The 17,332-nt window shown below is 32.1% G+C and carries 11 protein-coding genes; 2 read left to right on the forward strand and 9 right to left on the reverse strand.

The genetic code is table 11. The annotated features are described in order from the left end of the window. Positions 1 to 32 precede the first annotated feature (32 nt). The 9 genes from DG508_RS05765 to DG508_RS05805 form a co-directional block, all read right to left on the reverse strand. Positions 33 to 887 (reverse strand): DUF4249 family protein, encoded by an 855-nt coding sequence (locus DG508_RS05765; protein ID WP_108867221.1) that lies wholly within the window; start codon positions 885 to 887, stop codon positions 33 to 35. A 5-nt stretch (positions 888 to 892) separates the two neighbouring features. Then, complete coding sequence (locus tag DG508_RS05770; protein ID WP_108867222.1) at positions 893 to 3,307, reverse strand: TonB-dependent receptor; 2,415 nt, start codon at positions 3,305 to 3,307, stop codon at positions 893 to 895. A 303-nt stretch (positions 3,308 to 3,610) separates the two neighbouring features. Further along, entirely contained in the window at positions 3,611 to 5,086 is a 1,476-nt protein-coding gene (locus DG508_RS05775) for a right-handed parallel beta-helix repeat-containing protein (RefSeq protein ID WP_108867223.1), read from the reverse strand. Positions 5,087 to 5,108: 22 nt separating this feature from the next. Beyond that, positions 5,109 to 5,945 (reverse strand): hypothetical protein, encoded by an 837-nt coding sequence (locus DG508_RS05780; protein ID WP_108867224.1) that lies wholly within the window; start codon positions 5,943 to 5,945, stop codon positions 5,109 to 5,111. Between the two features lie 26 nt (positions 5,946 to 5,971). After that, entirely contained in the window at positions 5,972 to 7,555 is a 1,584-nt protein-coding gene (locus tag DG508_RS05785; protein WP_108867225.1) for a right-handed parallel beta-helix repeat-containing protein, read from the reverse strand. Positions 7,556 to 7,569: 14 nt separating this feature from the next. Continuing rightward, a complete protein-coding gene (locus DG508_RS05790; RefSeq protein WP_108867226.1) occupies positions 7,570 to 8,421 on the reverse strand; it encodes a hypothetical protein in 852 nt (283 codons plus the stop codon). Between the two features lie 39 nt (positions 8,422 to 8,460). After that, positions 8,461 to 9,513, reverse strand: coding sequence for a heparin lyase I family protein (locus tag DG508_RS05795; RefSeq protein ID WP_108867227.1), 1,053 nt, complete (start codon positions 9,511 to 9,513; stop codon positions 8,461 to 8,463). A gap of 211 nt (positions 9,514 to 9,724) precedes the next feature. Continuing rightward, positions 9,725 to 10,810, reverse strand: coding sequence for a hypothetical protein (locus DG508_RS05800; RefSeq protein ID WP_108867228.1), 1,086 nt, complete (start codon positions 10,808 to 10,810; stop codon positions 9,725 to 9,727). Between the two features lie 385 nt (positions 10,811 to 11,195). Next, positions 11,196 to 14,063 carry an esterase-like activity of phytase family protein gene (locus tag DG508_RS05805; RefSeq protein WP_108867229.1) on the reverse strand — a complete coding sequence of 956 codons (2,868 nt, stop codon included), beginning with the start codon at positions 14,061 to 14,063 and terminating at the stop codon, positions 11,196 to 11,198. A gap of 303 nt (positions 14,064 to 14,366) precedes the next feature. On the opposite strand from DG508_RS05805, the gene DG508_RS05810 reads away from it, so the two are divergent. Next, positions 14,367 to 16,778, forward strand: coding sequence for a glycoside hydrolase family 31 protein (locus DG508_RS05810; RefSeq protein WP_234418182.1), 2,412 nt, complete (start codon positions 14,367 to 14,369; stop codon positions 16,776 to 16,778). Between the two features lie 129 nt (positions 16,779 to 16,907). After that, positions 16,908 to 17,327: a hypothetical protein gene (locus tag DG508_RS05815; protein ID WP_159090705.1), complete on the forward strand. Its 420-nt coding sequence runs from the start codon at positions 16,908 to 16,910 to the stop codon at positions 17,325 to 17,327. The last annotated feature ends 5 nt before the right edge of the window (positions 17,328 to 17,332 follow it).

Raw genomic sequence — 17,332 nt, forward strand, 5'->3', positions numbered from 1 at the left:
CACTTATCTATCTCTTTTTTTTATGTTTTGAATTATTTAAAAGTGTAAGTTCTTCGCTCTACTTGAGTTAATCTAAAATACCCATGTGCATAATTATCTTTATTACTTAAATTAATACAATTACCTTTTAACGCTACGGGTGTAGCACTAAATAGGCCAGCTCCCTCAGATTGCTCAATAAGTATTCTTATATAGTTGTAATACCCCTCAGAGATACCATATAAATCTATATCTATAACATCTCCCTGAGCAAACTGATCATTGTCATCATCATCATCATTATCATCATCGTCTTCTTTTTCAAAATACCAACTAATTTCATTACCGTTTACGAATTCATCATTAAAATCTTCAAATTCAGCCAATAGATCACCTTTTTCTTTAAATTTAATGAGGTAATTATTTCCTTCTTCTTTTGGATCATCAAATATTACATTTACCTCTAGAACTTCATCATCAAAGCCATTCTCTGTAGACTGGTTAACTTCTTTGATGTCTGCTACTGGCATTAATGTTTCTTTGGCAGTATAAGTTTCATTATTATAAATAACTTCTAGCGTATAAGATTGATTAACGATAGGAACAAATTCTGTAGTGGTATACTCACCATTATTTTGATCTGTAAAAATAAATTCTGTACCATTGGTATCATTAGTAACTTTTACAGTAGCACCAGAAACATTGGTATTTGTCGTTCTATCAAAATAAGGAGTCGAGGTACTCAGTTTTATAGTTTGATTATTTCCTGTAGTTCCTTTTTCCCAATCTAATGAGGCTTCAATAGTTAATCTTGCAGGAGCTGTTTGTACCTCTACATCTATTACATCTTCACAAGAAGTAAAAACTACTGCCAATAAGATGATTATAATTTTTATATGGATGTTCATTTTGTTTAAAATTTAAAATTATACATTACTGAGGGTACTATCCCAAAAATAGCTGTTCTAGTAGCTTCATTAGCTCCTGTTTCGGCATTCTGCCCAAATGATATGGCGGCCGCATTTTTTTGATTATAAACATTATAAATACCAAAAACCCATTCTCCTTTCCATCTTCTATTAGGTTTATTATTGGGTCTGTATGTAGCAGAAATATCAAGTCTGTGATAGGCTGGTAATCTATCAGAGTTTCTGTCAGAATAACTAGCTATTGATAGCCCTTCATATTCATATTGGCCATTAGGATAGGTTACAGGTCTTCCTGTTTGAAAAACAGCATTGGCACTTAAAGTCCATTTCTTATTTAGTTGGTAAGCACCTGTTAATGAGATATCATGAGTTCTATCATAGGCAGTGTTGTACCAATCTCCATTATTAATCCCTGGCCCTCCTGCATTGGCATCAACTGTTCTTTGCTCTGATTTTGATAAGGTATATGCAAGCCATCCTGTAAATTTACCTTTGTTTTTACGAAATAAGAATTCTAGACCGTAAGCCCTTGATTCACCATTTAAAATTTCGGTTTCTATTGCATTATTTCCGATCAGGTCAGAACCATCAATATAGTCAATTCGGTTATCTGTCGTTTTGTAGTATGCCTCTAATTCTAATGAATACGTTTTGTCTTTAAAATTTCTAAAATATCCCAACGCATATTGATCAGATAATTGAGGTTTTATATATTTTCCACTAGGAGTCCACACATCAAGAGGTGTAACAGAGGTGGTGTTTGATAATAAATGAATGTATTGTGCGGCTCTAGAGTATCCCATTTTTATTGATGACTTATCATTTAATTGATACGCCAAAGAGGCTCTAGGCTCTATATTTCCAAAATTTTCAATAGATTCACTTTTTTTGTAGTTGGTTTCACCAATTTCAGTACCTCTTTCATAAATCCCTAAAGTAGGATTGTATACAACGGGCTGATCGTTTCTATAGTTCGCTATAGCTTGACCTCCTAATCGGCTGAAAGCACTATACCTAACCCCGTATTGTACTGTAAGTTTATCTGTGATTTTGTGTTCTGCATTGGCATATATACCTCCTTCAAAAGCTTTTTTTCTATCAAGAGCTAGAGGGTTTATTGATGAATTATTAGAGGTTGGCTTTATTCGACCTGGATCAAAATCATAATAGATACCACTTACTCCAAAATCTAATTTGAATTTATCACTGGCATAATATTTTAGATCGTATTTCACATTGTAATTATTAATTGATGAAACCCATTCAAACTCTTCAATAATAATATCCAGGTCATAGTCATATTTACTATAGATAAAAGAGGCATTAGAAAATAGTTTATCATTAAAAATATGATTCCATCTCAAATTTCCAGATACATTACCATAACTTGTACTGAAACTATCTCCAAAGTTAAACGTATCTCTACCATAATATCCTGATAAGTAAAGTTTATTGTTTTCATTCAAGCTATAGTTTGTTTTAAGGTTTATGTCATAAAAGCCAGCAGTATTTTTTTCTCCAGATGCTTTTAATAATAAATGAGCATAAGACCCTCTCCCAGCAACAAGAAATGAGCCTTTATCACTAAATAATGGCCCTTCTGCAGCTAATCGACTAGAAATAAAACCAATTCCTCCTGTAAGGCCAAACTGTTTATTGTTACCGTCTTTTTGTCGTACATCTAGTACAGAAGATGTTCTCCCCCCAAAACGAGCTGGGATGCCTCCTTTATATAATTTGATATCCTTAATTGCATCTGCATTAAAAACAGAAAAGAACCCTAATAGGTGAGAGGTGTTATAGATAATTGCTTCATCTAGTAAAACTAGGTTTTGATCTGCGGCACCACCTCGTACATGAAAACCACTGGTACCTTCTCCATTTTTTGTAACACCAGGTAGCATTTGAATAGATTTTATAATATCTACCTCTCCTAATACCACTGGCATTTGTTTTACAGTTTTTATATTAAGTTTAGAAACACTCATTTCTGGTTTTCTTAGACTTACTCTTTCTGTTTCTTCACTTTTAATTATTACTTCATCTAATTGAGTAGATGACTCAGTAATTTCAAAATCTATTTTTTGATTTTGATCTAATACTACTTTTTGATTAATATCTGTGTACCCTACATAAGAAACAGTCAAAGTGTAGTCTCCTTTTGGAGCAGAGATAGAATAAAACCCATATTCGTTAGTAATTACTCCAATAGAAGTGCCTTTAAAAAAGACAGAAGCTCCAAAAAGTGTTTCCCCGTTTTTTATGTCTGTAATCTTACCACTTATTGTATGGTTTTCTTGAGCTATTACACTTGAACTCATTACCAGTAAAGAAAAACAACAGAGGATAAGTAATCGTGTCCTTTCTTTAAGATGTTTACATTTAAAACTTTGATTCATACGTAATTTGTTTTGACTTTTGATTTTGTTAGTTTTTTGATAGAAAAATGATTACAATTTTATTTGCTTTACTATTGTTAATGACAATTCATAAAACTAAAGGTTGCATGTAGATGTAATTATTTTTTAAATAATTGATAGACAGTGTTTTGTTTGTGATTAAGAATAGAGGTGTTATTACGTTCTTGAGTTAATTCAATTAAAAAAGGTGTAATTTTTATAAATAAAAATTACACCTTTTAGGTATTAAGAATATTTAAAATAAGGGATGTTACTAAAACAAAGTGAGGAATAAAATTATGTTTATCTCACACCAAACAATTCAGATTGATCTTTGCTTATATATGCCCCCATATTTATGGCATTTTCTGTATTATTTCCTAATAACATACCTTTGTCTATACCAGTGTTTAAACATGGAGAATCAGGGCTTAATTTTAAACCATTATAAGTGACGTTGGTAAATAAAGGATCAGAAACCATACTATTTTGATCCTTTTGGGTAAGAGATTGCCAATTTGCAAAATTGATTTGATCCCAATTGCTAGTTGAAGTCCCGTCACCAAAACTAGTACTACCGTAATAGCAGTTATAATCAGGTTGGATATATGCTACAAAATTTTCAGCAGAATTGTTAGGAGATTCCTGATAGAAATAGGCTCTTTTCCCTTTTACATAAATAACATTATTAAATAGGTTATTGGTGTGTGGTTCGATATTATCGGTTATCCATAAAAAAGAAAAGCCAACGGTTCCATTTTCTGTATAGATTGAATTGTTAAAAATATCAAGGGCTTCAACGGCTAGTGTTCTCATAGTACCAGAGGAAGTAAATTCAAATTCTTGAGCATTATTAAAGAAAACGTTTTGATATATTCTGGAGCGTTCGTTTTGAGGTCCTTCTGTAAACCCGTGTGCACGAATTGTAGAAAAAACATTATCATGAAATGTGTTATACCGAATATCTATTCCATAATGTTCATATCCTTTTAGTTGAATAGCAGCTCCGCAATCAAAAATATCATTGTGTTCTATGGTAGAAAATTGTAGATCATAGGTAATAATTCCTGCTTGGTTTACACTATTTAAACGATTTTGGTTAAAACCACTCAGTTTATTGTCAGAAATTTTTAAATCTGTTGCATCTTCCAGTCGTATAGCAGAATGGTTATCAATATAGTTCACATCCTCGCCAGAAATAACACATCCTATAACAGCACATCCTTTTGAAGACCATATAGTACAAGGAGCAGAGTCTGAAGCTCCTTTGTTATCATTTACATTTTCGTTGGTGTAGATACCTACCCAATAGATATAGTCTTTTTGATAGCACCCAAAGGCAGGCCAACCTGTCCCAGTTTCAGTAGCTCCAGAGCGTATTTCTGTATACTCAGCACTTATTTTACTTGCTTGATTTTCTGCTACAAAAACAATAGGTGAATCTTTAGTTCCAGCGTTTTTTGGCGTAAAAGCTGGACTGTACCGAGATTGTGTGCTGGTAGCATCATTTTGACCAATATAAATACCAGCTTTTATTCCGATAGTGTCTCCAGCTTGTGCAAATTCCATAGCTTCATTTAATGTCCAAGGGTTAGCATCTGATCCATCACCGCCTCCCAAGGCATCAGGTGAAACAGTTTTGTTTCTTTGTTTAAAATTAGGAATAGAAGCAGGAGCTTCATCGTTGGGAATAACGATTTCAACTACGGGCTTTTCTATTTCTTCTTTACTACAGGAAATCAGCAATAAAAAACTAACTATAATTAAAAAGTATTTCATTTTTATTGGCTTATTACATTTTTTAGTTAATAGTTTCTAATGCCCAATCAGGATGTCCAGTAGACATTTTTATTTCATCTACCCAGAGATGTTGATCTTGAGGAGCAAGACCATTCCAATAGGTAAACAGGTAAAATGAATGAAAATAATCACCATCATGTAAAATTGTATTAATTGCTTTTTCTTCATGAATTTTTTGTCCATCATACCACCAAATAATTTTAGATGTTCCACCTTCACTAGCAAGAGTTTTATCAAATTTTACATAAACATCAATTTTATGCCATTCATCTTTGGTTAATAAACCAGGAGTGCCATAATAAAACCATTTGGCTTGATGTTCTCTAAGCATTCTGAATTGTCCTTTGCTTTCTTCTATAGGTAATGATTGTTTTTGATCATCCACAATTTGTAGGTCAATATATCCATTTGATTTTCCTTCTGCAGTTTCAGAGGCAAAGCGAAGAAATTTTAAGCTTCCATTACCAGGAGTTGCAATTATAAATTCTGAAGGGATTCTAATTGCCATGCTTAGGTAAAGATGTTGCCCATTTTTTATTTTTTCAGGAAAATTGAGAATACCTCCCCACAAACCAAAGCCTTCTTGCCCTTTTTTGATGTGTAATTTTGCAGCTCCTGTTCCTTTATATGTGAATTCATTATCATATAAAGAGTGTCCTGCAGCACCATCAAAAGCATCAGGATGACTTTCTGCTTTTTCTCCTATTTTTCCATTGTCAAAATTCTTTATGATCTCCCAAGGTTCATAATCTAATTTGGGTTGTTCTGGTACACTATCGTCTTTTTTACATGCAAAAAAAAGTATTGATAATGTAAGAGTTAAAGCTATTTTTTTCATTATATTTTTGTTAACTGATTAGATTTTTAGTGAACGATAATTAACTGATTTATAGCAACATTTTTTTCTGTGATATTGATGATGTATATGCCATCACTTTTGAACACTTCTTTGTCAATGATATGTTTTTTACCTATATCTGTTACTTTATAAATAAGTACCCCTTTTAGATCATAAACTTTTATTGTAGTAATATTTGAACTTAAATTATCTATTGTTATTTTTTGATTTAGTGATGGGTTGGGATAGATTATATAATTTTCCTTTTCAGAAGTAGTAGGGGGATTAGGTATTTCTACTGGGGTAATTGCTCCATTTGTAATACCAATTACACTGCCATCATTCCCCCTTGGGTATGCCCCTATATCTTCACCATTTTTACCAGCTCCTATGCATTTACTGTCAGTAGCAAGATGAAAATTCATTTCTGTACTATTGATAAACTTAGGATTCTGGGAGATAGAGTTATTCTCAAACCCAATAAATGTATTCCAACCAGTAATATCATAGAAATAATTATTGTTACCAGCAAGAAACCACATGCTCTTATCTTCATTTGGTATCATAAGGCAATTGAATTCAAAATTATAATTGACTGTATTGATAGATGCAATAGCATTCCATCTGTTCATATTTAGTATACGAGCCGCTATATCTGCTCCTGTACCTATATCAGCAGATACGTTAGAATATACAATGTTATTCCAGAAATTAAAATTGGTGGTAAAATGATCATCCCAACCTTGTATAAATCCTGTACAATTGTATATAGTATTGTTATAGACATTCAAACCTTCTCTCATATTGTTGTTGGTGCCCAATCCACCAATTATAAAAGCTGTTTTTGAATTGATTACTATATTCTCTGTAATAGTAACATTTTTTCCACCATTTTGAAATGGAAAATAAAAGGCAGCCTCAGAGGAATTAACGATAAGGTTTTGTTTGATAAGCATATCATTAGGGTCGTCTTTTCCTCCTATAGCTTGTTTACATTTATAAAACTCATTATTAGTGATAACCCATCCTTTGGTATCATATAAGCGTAGTGCAGGAGATAGGTTATCATGAAAGTAGTTGTTTTGAAACACACAATTATTTGAATACCCATTTTCTGTACCCATACATCGAATTACAGCTGTGTTTTCTGAACCGTTTTCAGGTGGCATCCCATAAAATTCACAGTTCTGAAATGTACAGTAATTGCTAGCTTCCATATAAATAATACTAGCTCCAACATTTGTAGAAGAAGTAGTCATTTTTAGTTTTTCAAATACCAAATATTCTTTAAACTGAAGCGTGAAACAAGGCCCTTCACCTCCGTCAATAATAACAATCTCATTTTCATAAGCTCTGTACGTTATTGGTTTATTAGTAGCTCCAGATTTTGGGATTATTTGTTGATTAAGGGTGTATGTACCTTCTCGAATAAAAACAGTATCTCCAGGTGTTGTTTGCAAAGCTGCTTTTGCAATGGTAGCATAAGGAGCTACAAATGTACCTGGATTATTGTCAGATCCATTTGTAGCTACATATATGCTTTGCGAATAAAGAGAGCTAAATGCGGTAATACAAAGTGTAATCAATACTAGAAAAAATGATTTTTTCATTACTCTCTATTTTTTTAGTTGCCAATAAAAGGATTTCCGTTGATATCCTTGTTTATAGGAGGATTATCATGAGTGGTGATAGTAAGATCATCTACATATACATAATTTGTAGGAGGGGTTTCGTTGTTCCAATATGTAAACAAATAGAAGTAATCAATCTCTCCATTTTCGTCGGTAATAGTAGGTGCATCGGTTCTATCAAAGATTAACTTTGCATCACGCCAGATTCGCATTCTAGCACTACCTCCTTGATCAACACTTTTGTTATCTACAGCTAGATACATTTCGTATGTCTCCCAGGTATCTCGGGGTATTTTATGACCATCATAGGTTTCCCATATATTATGGAACTCTTTGATACAACGCAGAACAGTGGTAGTTTGATCAGCTTGGTCTACATATAAATCATTATACCCTGCATTTTCGCCATTTCCAGATTTGTTATGTAATCTTAGAAACTTCATGTATGGAGTAGCATTAAATATAAACGATGATGGCCAGTAAACACGTAGTCGCACCCATATTTCTCCTCCTTTTTTGATTGAAGGGGTAATAGGTATAATTCCTCCCCATTGCCCAAAACCTCCTTGATCTCCTTGATGGATTTCCATTTTTGCAGCATAGTTACCAGAATAACTTTGTTCATTACTTACAGTGGTTCTTCCTGCTGCATCAAAAGGTTTGAGACTGCTTAAGGAGATTCCATTTTCATAAGTATCAAAGTTGTCATCAAAATAATAGTTTTCTTCTTTTGGTGGATCAGATGGAGGATCTATCGGGGTTTCTTCTTTATCTGATTCTGAGCATGATGAAATTATTAATGCTACAAGAATAATTTGAACCAATTGAAGTCTATACGGATTCATTGTTTTAATATGTTTTATTTTAAAAATAAGCATGTGTGATTATTGTACAGAAGAGGTTATTTTACCTGTAGAGAAAACAACATTATCAATATAGAGAATAGTTTCTTCATCAAAACCAGAATTTGACCACCCTAGTAAGTATCCGTATTGAAAATAATTAAAGCCCATTTCTGAATAATTAGGCAAATCAGTAACATTTAAATACTGTTGTCCGTTTTTCCATACTTGGATAATACCATCATCATTTGAGGAACTTGCAACTTTTATATGAAAAATGACTTCCATCCATTTACCAAGATCATGTTTTTTATCAATCATATAATTTTCAGAGATCGTATGTCCAGCTCTCCAGGCACCATGATCTTTTGCTGGATAGTATGATAGACATGAGTTTCCTCTATTTTTGTACCAGTTCTCAAAACTGATACTATTACCAGATTTATCAGAACCATAATCTCCTTGCCAAACCAAAAAGAATTTATTGTTATTACCATATCCAAGTCTTTTGGCTACTTTTGAAATAGTGCCATTTCTTTTGTTTTTAAACTCATTACCATCTAGAAAAGTAAGGTAATCTGGTAACTGGTCTACCATAATGGTGTCTTGGGCAATATGTTTTACAACTCCCCAGTTTTCTTGATTAGGAATGCTATAGCTACCAGTATCATTTTTTACTTTTATAATAGTATCTCCTACACGTACATCTGGGTCAGAGGATTCTATTTTAAGTTTTACTGGGCAGCGATGATGAAAATTTTGAGGAATATATAGATCGTATTTTACCCAAAAGTCACCATAATCACCTCCTAGATGGAAACGCTGTTCTTGCCAGCTATCCTCATTAATAGTATTTGGTCCATAAGTATACTTTAACCCTTTGGTACTATTAGGCGTATCGGCAATTGTAACATTGTTACTAGACCATTTAAATCCGTTTTCAGAACTGGAGTGATCCCCAGTTTCAAAATCATCTGTAAAAAAAGGCAGAATAGCGTCTGGGGTTTCATCATTACTTTCATCAGAACTAGAACATGAAACCACTATAAGAATCAACAAAATAGATGAGATTTTGTTTAATATATACTTATACATAATATTGGTTTAGGTTTATAATTAAATTATTTATTGGTTTAACAGGCTTTATACATTAGAATATCAATTACACCTTGCAAGTTCTGTAAAAACGTATGTTATACTACATTTTTTAATTTAACCGTAGTGGTGCTATGCTCAAATTAAGAAAATACCCTTTTATTATTGTACTTTCATGCTTCATAACAAAGTTCTAATGCATAAATTGGGTTTAAGGTGTTGTTTTATTTGTTGAGAATTCAACATTATCAATATAGAGAATAGTTTCTTCATCAAAACCAGAATTTGACCATCCTAAGAGGTATCCATATTGGAAATAATTATATCCTAATTGTGAATGATTGGCAAGATCAGTTATAGAAAAGAATTGTTTTCCGTTTTTAGATACTTCTAATATTCCATCATTATTGGCATCACTTGCAATTTTAGTATGAATTACAATTTCCATCCATTTCCCTAGATCTGTTTCCTTATCAAAAAAGTCTATTTCTCCAAATTGATGTCCCAATTGCCAAGTCCCTTGATCTTTTGCAGGACTATAAGATAAACGTGAATTTCCACGATAAGAATACCAAGTAGAAAGATTTATAGTATTTCCTGATGAGGCATGACCATAATCGCCTTGCCACAAGACTAGGAATTTATTGTTATTGCTATACCCAATATTTTTAGCAATTTTTGAAATAGTTCCAGTTCTTTTATTTTTGAATTCATTGGTATCTAGAAAGGTATAGTAACTAGGTAATTGATCTACCATCAGAGTATCTGCAGATATATGTTTTATGATTCCCCAGTTTTCTTGATTAGGGATACTGTAACTACCTGATTCATTTTTTACTTTTATAAGAGTATCACCTATTTGTACATCTGGAGTTGATGTTTCTAGTTTAATTTTTACGGGAGATCGATGATGAAAGTTTTGAGGAATATACAGGTCATATTTTATCCATAATTCGCTATAATCATTTCCCAAATGAAAACGCTGTTCTTGCCAGCTATCTTTGTTTACATCATTTGGTCCATATATAAATTTAAGCCCTGATGTTCCATTTGGTGTTTTATCTATGGCAACATTATTATCAGACCATTTGAAACCATTTTCAGATGTTGAATGATCACCAGTTTCAAAATCATCTGTAAAGAAGATGTTTTTTTGGTTGTTTGGTTGACTGTCTGGTTGGTTTTCAGGATTAATATCTTCTTTATCAGAGCAGTTTGAAAACAGTATAGCAATCAAAAAAACATTGATAATAGAGAAGAAAGAGGTATGCTTAAGTAACTGAATATTAGTATACATAAAATAAGGTTTTGAAGAGACATAGAGTATTCTCTTTAGTTGTGGTTTATTAGAATTGTTTTAATAGAATAAAAGAAGATTATGTTATGTTAATAATAATAAAAATGAGTTTGTGTTTTATTAATTATTAATACTAAGTTACATATAAAAATGGATTTTTTTGAGTTGTAAAAAGTTTAATTTTTTTATGATTACAGTTTTTGTTTTTTAAAGATTTGAATATGAATTTGTTATAATTGTAAGATTCAATTAATTGGTTAAAAAAATAAAAAGCTGTCAATATTGACAGCTTTTTACTAGTTAAGTGATTGAAATTAAGTTGGTTAGATTATATTTTTGAGATCTGTAACTTGGTTTTTATTTATTAAAGAGTTTCTAATCTTGTTTATTTTTTTATTATTTTCTTTTTAAAGAAATTCCTGCCTATTTGAATAATAGCTATATAGATTCCAGAAGTAACTTTTGCTCCATTGTTTGAGACTCCATCCCAGATATATGTATAGCCTTTTGCATTTTTGATAGGGGTAGTTAATTTTTTAATCTGATTACCATATATGTCATAAAGCATAATAGATATATTACTTTTTTCTTCTGAAGTAATAGAGAAATGCACTTGATGATCAAATGTGTTTGGGTATACCTGTATATGATTTTGAATCTTGTTTTTTTCAAGATCTTTATGATGATACCAGGGTTTTCCTAAAGGTTGATCTAACCATAACAAGATAAATTCATTATCATCAGGCAGTTTAGCTCCTATATGGCGACCAATGCTAAAAGGGTAATTGTTATCGTTTAATACTCCTATAAGAAAAGGATTAAACACAACAACACTTTCTATAGTTACAAATGGAAAAGCAAAGTTTTTACCTATTCCTATATCACCATTTAATCCAGGCTTAGAAATGCTACGAATATCATTGATTTTTAGTAAATCAACATTGAGTTTTTTTTCTATAAGTTCTTTGTTATTATCCAATTCTATTTCGTAAACTGTTTTAAAACCAGATAAATCACCTTGTGAGTTATCACGCTCAATAATAAGTCCTCTCTTGGAATTAAACATGATAAAATCTCCAATAGCCTCTGTTTTTTCGTGTAAAGGGTAGGTATATCTTTTGCCTGTGTATGAGTGGGTAGCCAGATCAAATTCATGAATTAATACATCATTTTTTTTGCTATTATATAACGGCTTTTCTAATATAGGAAATAGTTTGTTTTTTGAGGGAGTGATAGCCATTCCTTCAAAACCACCACTTTGTTTTACTCTAAAAGGGGTATCTAGTTTAGTTTGTCTATATGGCCAATACAGTCCACCTAACCAAGGAGTGTTTTTTCCGTTTTCATTTTGTAAGTTGGTTCCATCACCATGTAGACTAACTTTTGGGAAATCACCAAATAAGCAAACAGTTCGTATATCGGGATAGTATTTGTGAGTAATTAATAAGGTTCTGAAATCAAAACTTTGAATATCTGCTCGATCAGTAAGATGATTAGAAACAATTACATCTGCTACAGCTCTAGTAAATGTTTCAGGATTTACCGTTCTATTTGCAAAGATATCTCCTCGATCATCAGTATCTGTTCTGGGATTAATTTTGGTTTCAATATTAAAACGAACTTTGGATGCATTTTTCCAGCGTTTTATTGCTTCTGGATGAGATGTCCCTGTACCGTTTTTGTAATATGTAACATAAAATTGTACAAAATCAAATAACTGTTGAAGTGATGGTATAATATAAGGATCTATAAATTTGTGGTGATTAGCAAATGCTACTGCAACAGGAGATAATGAGAGGTTGTTTGTTTGTATAGGTCGACCACTTAGTATTTTATCAGCAATAAATGTATTTTGAATCTCATTAAGAGATAAGTTTTTTATGAGTACTTCGTCTTCATATTCATATGGTGTTCCATCTACTTTTCTAGCCTTTGATGCTTCTATATGTGGATCATGATCCAGAACAGGAATTCCATCTAGAGTAATGCCACAATCGGTTTCTAAAGTTGGCATTAAATAGTCTAGTGCAGCTTCTATAGCAGGTAATGTATTTTCCGGTCGCAAGTTTCTGGCACCTCGATGTCCCTGTGCATCAAATAAAGTAATATCTATAAGTCCATTTGCATCAAGATAATCAGGTTGTCCATCTTGATTTTTATCATGGTTTTGTAATGCTTTTAATAATAGGTCAGGACGATCAGAAATGATTCCTTGTACGTTCATATCCAACAGGAGTTGCATGTTTTCTAAATCATTTACGGTATAAACAACTACTTGATGTCCTGCAGTATTCAACGAGGATACATTGAACAATTCACTAGAAGCAGGAGTAAGCCCTGTAGGAGGGTTTTCTCTACTATTTACTTTGGTCTTCTCATTTTTATCATCCAACATTACATACCAAGGTGACATAACGGGAGGTTTGCTTCCATATGATTTGGCATGAGATCGCATTGCATTCATAATGCGTAATGCACTAGATTCTTCACTATATGGATTTTGAGGTGATCTAAGTTCTTTTTGAGGATTATCAAAATCAGGAAGTGAGTAAGGAGGTGCTACTAATATTCCATTTTTGTCAAAGTGAAGTATAAAGGGACCAAATTCATCTCCAATCCAATAATCACCATTACTATCTCTTTGAATGGATTCTATATCAAAATCAGCTCCAGTAAGAATTCTGGACTCACTAAAATGATTTGTAATTGCAAACGGAATTAGTTTTTTGGGGTCACGCAATTCTATGTAATCAATTACTTCGATTGTGCCTTTGTCCCAACCAACAATATTTTTGAAGTTAGGTTTGATTGTATATAGCCTAAGATGATAATCGGCTGAATTTTCTATGGTTCCAAAGCCATTATCAGATAGTACTGTAAATGTTCTGTCCTTATTGTCTAAGATTGAAGAGAATCCTTGTATAGGCTGTTTATTATAAAAAGGAACTGGCTGTTGATTGATTAAACCGTGGCTGATGTATTGTCCCGAGGTAGGGCCTTCAGAGAAAGTAGCAGCTGGTAAAACAGCTCTTGATACTAGAATATCTCCGAAAGTGGTAAAGGACTTACCAGTTCCTTTTGGATGTATTTTTTTCTTAAAATTATAATTGATAAAAGAAGTATAATTAGATTTAAGGTTGTTTTCTGTTTGATAAGGTACTGATTGCGCATTGAGAGTGCATATGTTAGCATAGAATATGCTAAATAAGATACAGCCCGTTATTTTTTGGATAATTTTACAATGATAGTTCATAATGTGCAATACGTTTTTTTAAGTTAACTTGGTTACTACTTTTCAAAACTACAGACCTTATATTACCAGATTGTTCGGGGATGGTAAACAAATGATTAGGAAACTGTTATGTGCTTTATTGTTTTGTACTAATGGTGTGTATTTTAGTACGAAAACGTTGTAGTGATTTTTTGAGATTCTGATAGTATTATAAGAGTTTTGATACTGATTTAATAATTCTGATTCTTAGACTTTTGTAGGGGTGAAGTTTCAGTGGCATTCTCTTATATTTGATATACTTTCAGCTTATAATCAAATACTACTATGCCTAGAATTACTTATATAAAACGTTTTTTTCTTTTATTACTTTTATTGAGTATGGCGTTGAATTTTTCTTGTAGGAAAAAATTAGATGGCCCATATCAAGGATTTAAAAACAAAAATACTTACATCGAAGTCTTTAAGGAGGATGGAACTTATATCATAACTCCTTATTCAGATAAAATTATTGAAACTTCATTTATTCCTAAGGGAGAAATTTTTGATACAATATCTCATGCAGTAGTATTAGAACCTATAGTTAAAAAGCTAAAGGTAGAAGAGAATGATAGTTTATTAATTATTGATACTGATGGTATTGATGTGTATATAACCAAAGAACCATTTAATATATCTTATTGGTTTAATGATAAAAAGCTAATTTCTGAGAGAAAAGGATATATAAAAACAGATTCTACAGAAATATTAGATTTTAGTTTAGACAAAGAAGAAGTTATTTATGGAGCAGGAGCAAGGGTTGTAGGTATGAATAGAAGAGGGAAAAGACTTCAACTCTATAATAAAGCTCATTATGGGTATGAGACTTATTCAGAATTAATGAATTTTACAATGCCCTTGATACTTTCTTCCAAAACCTATGCAATTCATTTTGATAATGCACCTATTGGATTTTTGGATATTGATAGTAAAAAGGATAACTCATTGCAATATGAAACAATAAGCGGAAGAAAAACCTATCAAGTGGTAGCAGGAGAAAATTGGAGAGATCTAATGGATCAATATACTAACCTTACAGGCAAACAACCACTTCCTCCTCGTTGGGCATTTGGAAATTTTGCTAGTCGTTTTGGATATCACTCAGAAAAAGAAACCAAAGAAACGGTAGCTAGATTTAAAAAAGATAGCATTCCATTGGATGCAGTGATCCTTGATATTTATTGGTTTGGTAAGGATATAAAAGGGCATATGGGAAATTTAGAGTTTTTGAAAGATTCATTTCCAACACCTAAGCAGATGATCAATGATTTTAAAGATCAAGGAATAAAAACAATATTGATCACAGAGCCTTTTATTCTCAAAACGTCAAAAAAATGGAATGAAGCGGTAGCCGAACGGATTTTAGGAAAAGATACACTTGGTAATCCATTTGAATATAACTTTTATTTTGGAGATACAGGAATAATTGATATTTACGACCCTAAAGGAAAAGATTGGTTTTGGAATATATATGCATCTTATGCCAAGGATTATGGTATTGCAGGATGGTGGGGTGATCTAGGAGAACCAGAGGTACACCCATCAGGACTACAACATGCGACTGGAAGTGCAGATGAGGTACATAATATTTATGGGCATGATTGGGCTAGACTTATTGAAGAAGGATATAAGAGAGATTTTCCTGATCAACGCCCTTTTATATTAATGCGATCAGGATATTCGGGTTCTCAACGATTTGGCATGATCCCGTGGTCGGGTGATGTAAATAGAAGTTGGGGAGGGTTACAACCACAAACAGAAATAGCACTACAAATGGGAATGCAAGGATTGGGATATATGCATTCTGATTTAGGAGGGTTTGCAGGAGGAGAAGTCTTTGATGCTGAACTGTATACCCGTTGGTTACAATATGGAGTGTTTCAGCCAATATTCAGACCTCATGCGCAAGAACATATTGCACCTGAACCTGTTTTTCATGATGTAAAGACAAAAAAGTTGGCCAAAAAGAATATAGAGCTTAGATATAGCATGATTCCTTATAATTATACAACTGCTTTTCAGAATAATCAGAAAGGTATGCCTCTTATGCGACCTTTGTTTTTTGATAATGTAGACAATAAAGATTTGTATGAGATTAGTCATGCCTATATGTGGGGAGATAATTTTCTAGTTGCTCCAGTGATAAAAAAAGGAATAACAGCAATGGATATTCCTTTTCCAGAAGGGGATAATTGGTATGATTTTTTTACTGATGATAAATTTAAAGGAGGAATACAAAAAACAGTAAACTTAGAAGAAGATCATATTCCTGTGTTTGTAAAAGGAGGAGCATTTATTCCTATGATTAGGCCAATTCAAACTACAGATGAATATTCTACCAAAGAATTGATTGTTCACTTTTATTATGATAATGAAGTTAAGAATAGTTCAGATATACTATACGATGATGATGGCAAGACGCCCAGAGCTTTTGAAAAAGGAAAATATGAGCTCCTACAATTTAGAAATAAAACAACTAGCGAAAGTATTTCGATTGCATTAACCACAAAAAAGGGAGCAAGGTATACTTCAATTAAAAGAAATGTTACTTTGATAGTTCATAATCTAGAGACTAAACCAGAATCTATACATATAGAAGGCTCTTTAGTACCTTTTGAGTGGAATTTACAACAGCAAACAGTAAGAATTTCATTTATCGTAGAAAATTCTACTAATAAAACCATAAAGATATCGCTATAAGAAACTATAAAAACATGTCTTTATGATTAAGTGTATGTATGTAGAAATAAAATTTAATTGATTTATACTATTGATTGTGTTAAAAGGTTATTATTTCTTTAGTATATTAAGACTTTTAATTGTTTTATTATGATGTTTACTAAAGGGCGTAGAATGTGGTTTAATTTGATAGCATTGATGTTTGTAGTCTTTCTATTTACTGGATGTGACTATAATATTAAATGGCTTAATGGAAAATGGGAAGGTGTGGGGTGCCAGTTGGATATGGAGGATAATGATACCTGGTCTATTAATCTAGAAATTGATATAGATAAACAATTGTTTGAAATAGAGTATCCTAGTTTGGGATGTGCTGGGAATTGGGTATTAATTGATTATTCAAATGATAGAGCAATTTTTAATGAGTTAATTACCGAGAATGATAAAAATGATTGTATAGAAAAAGGAACTGTAATTCTTACTAAAGTTGATGAAAAACATATTAGTTTTAGTTATTATATTTATAGTGATAAGGATGTTTTAGCCTTCTCAACACTAAGAAGAAAATAAGAAAG

The organism is Aquimarina aquimarini, from assembly GCF_900299535.1.
GTDB lineage: Bacteria > Bacteroidota > Bacteroidia > Flavobacteriales > Flavobacteriaceae > Aquimarina > Aquimarina aquimarini.

Bases quoted from the DNA above. Each gene is read 5' to 3' on its own strand.
- DG508_RS05765 (WP_108867221.1), bottom strand. From the start codon at position 887: ATGAACATCCATATAAAAATTATAATCATCTTATTGGCAGTAGTTTTT.
- DG508_RS05770 (WP_108867222.1), bottom strand. From the start codon at position 3,307: ATGAATCAAAGTTTTAAATGTAAACATCTTAAAGAAAGGACACGATTA.
- DG508_RS05775 (WP_108867223.1), bottom strand. From the start codon at position 5,086: ATGAAATACTTTTTAATTATAGTTAGTTTTTTATTGCTGATTTCCTGT.
- DG508_RS05780 (WP_108867224.1), bottom strand. From the start codon at position 5,945: ATGAAAAAAATAGCTTTAACTCTTACATTATCAATACTTTTTTTTGCA.
- DG508_RS05785 (WP_108867225.1), bottom strand. From the start codon at position 7,555: ATGAAAAAATCATTTTTTCTAGTATTGATTACACTTTGTATTACCGCA.
- DG508_RS05790 (WP_108867226.1), bottom strand. From the start codon at position 8,421: ATGAATCCGTATAGACTTCAATTGGTTCAAATTATTCTTGTAGCATTA.
- DG508_RS05795 (WP_108867227.1), bottom strand. From the start codon at position 9,513: ATGTATAAGTATATATTAAACAAAATCTCATCTATTTTGTTGATTCTT.
- DG508_RS05800 (WP_108867228.1), bottom strand. From the start codon at position 10,810: ATGTATACTAATATTCAGTTACTTAAGCATACCTCTTTCTTCTCTATT.
- DG508_RS05805 (WP_108867229.1), bottom strand. From the start codon at position 14,063: ATGAACTATCATTGTAAAATTATCCAAAAAATAACGGGCTGTATCTTA.
- DG508_RS05810 (WP_234418182.1), top strand. From the start codon at position 14,367: ATGCCTAGAATTACTTATATAAAACGTTTTTTTCTTTTATTACTTTTA.
- DG508_RS05815 (WP_159090705.1), top strand. From the start codon at position 16,908: ATGATGTTTACTAAAGGGCGTAGAATGTGGTTTAATTTGATAGCATTG.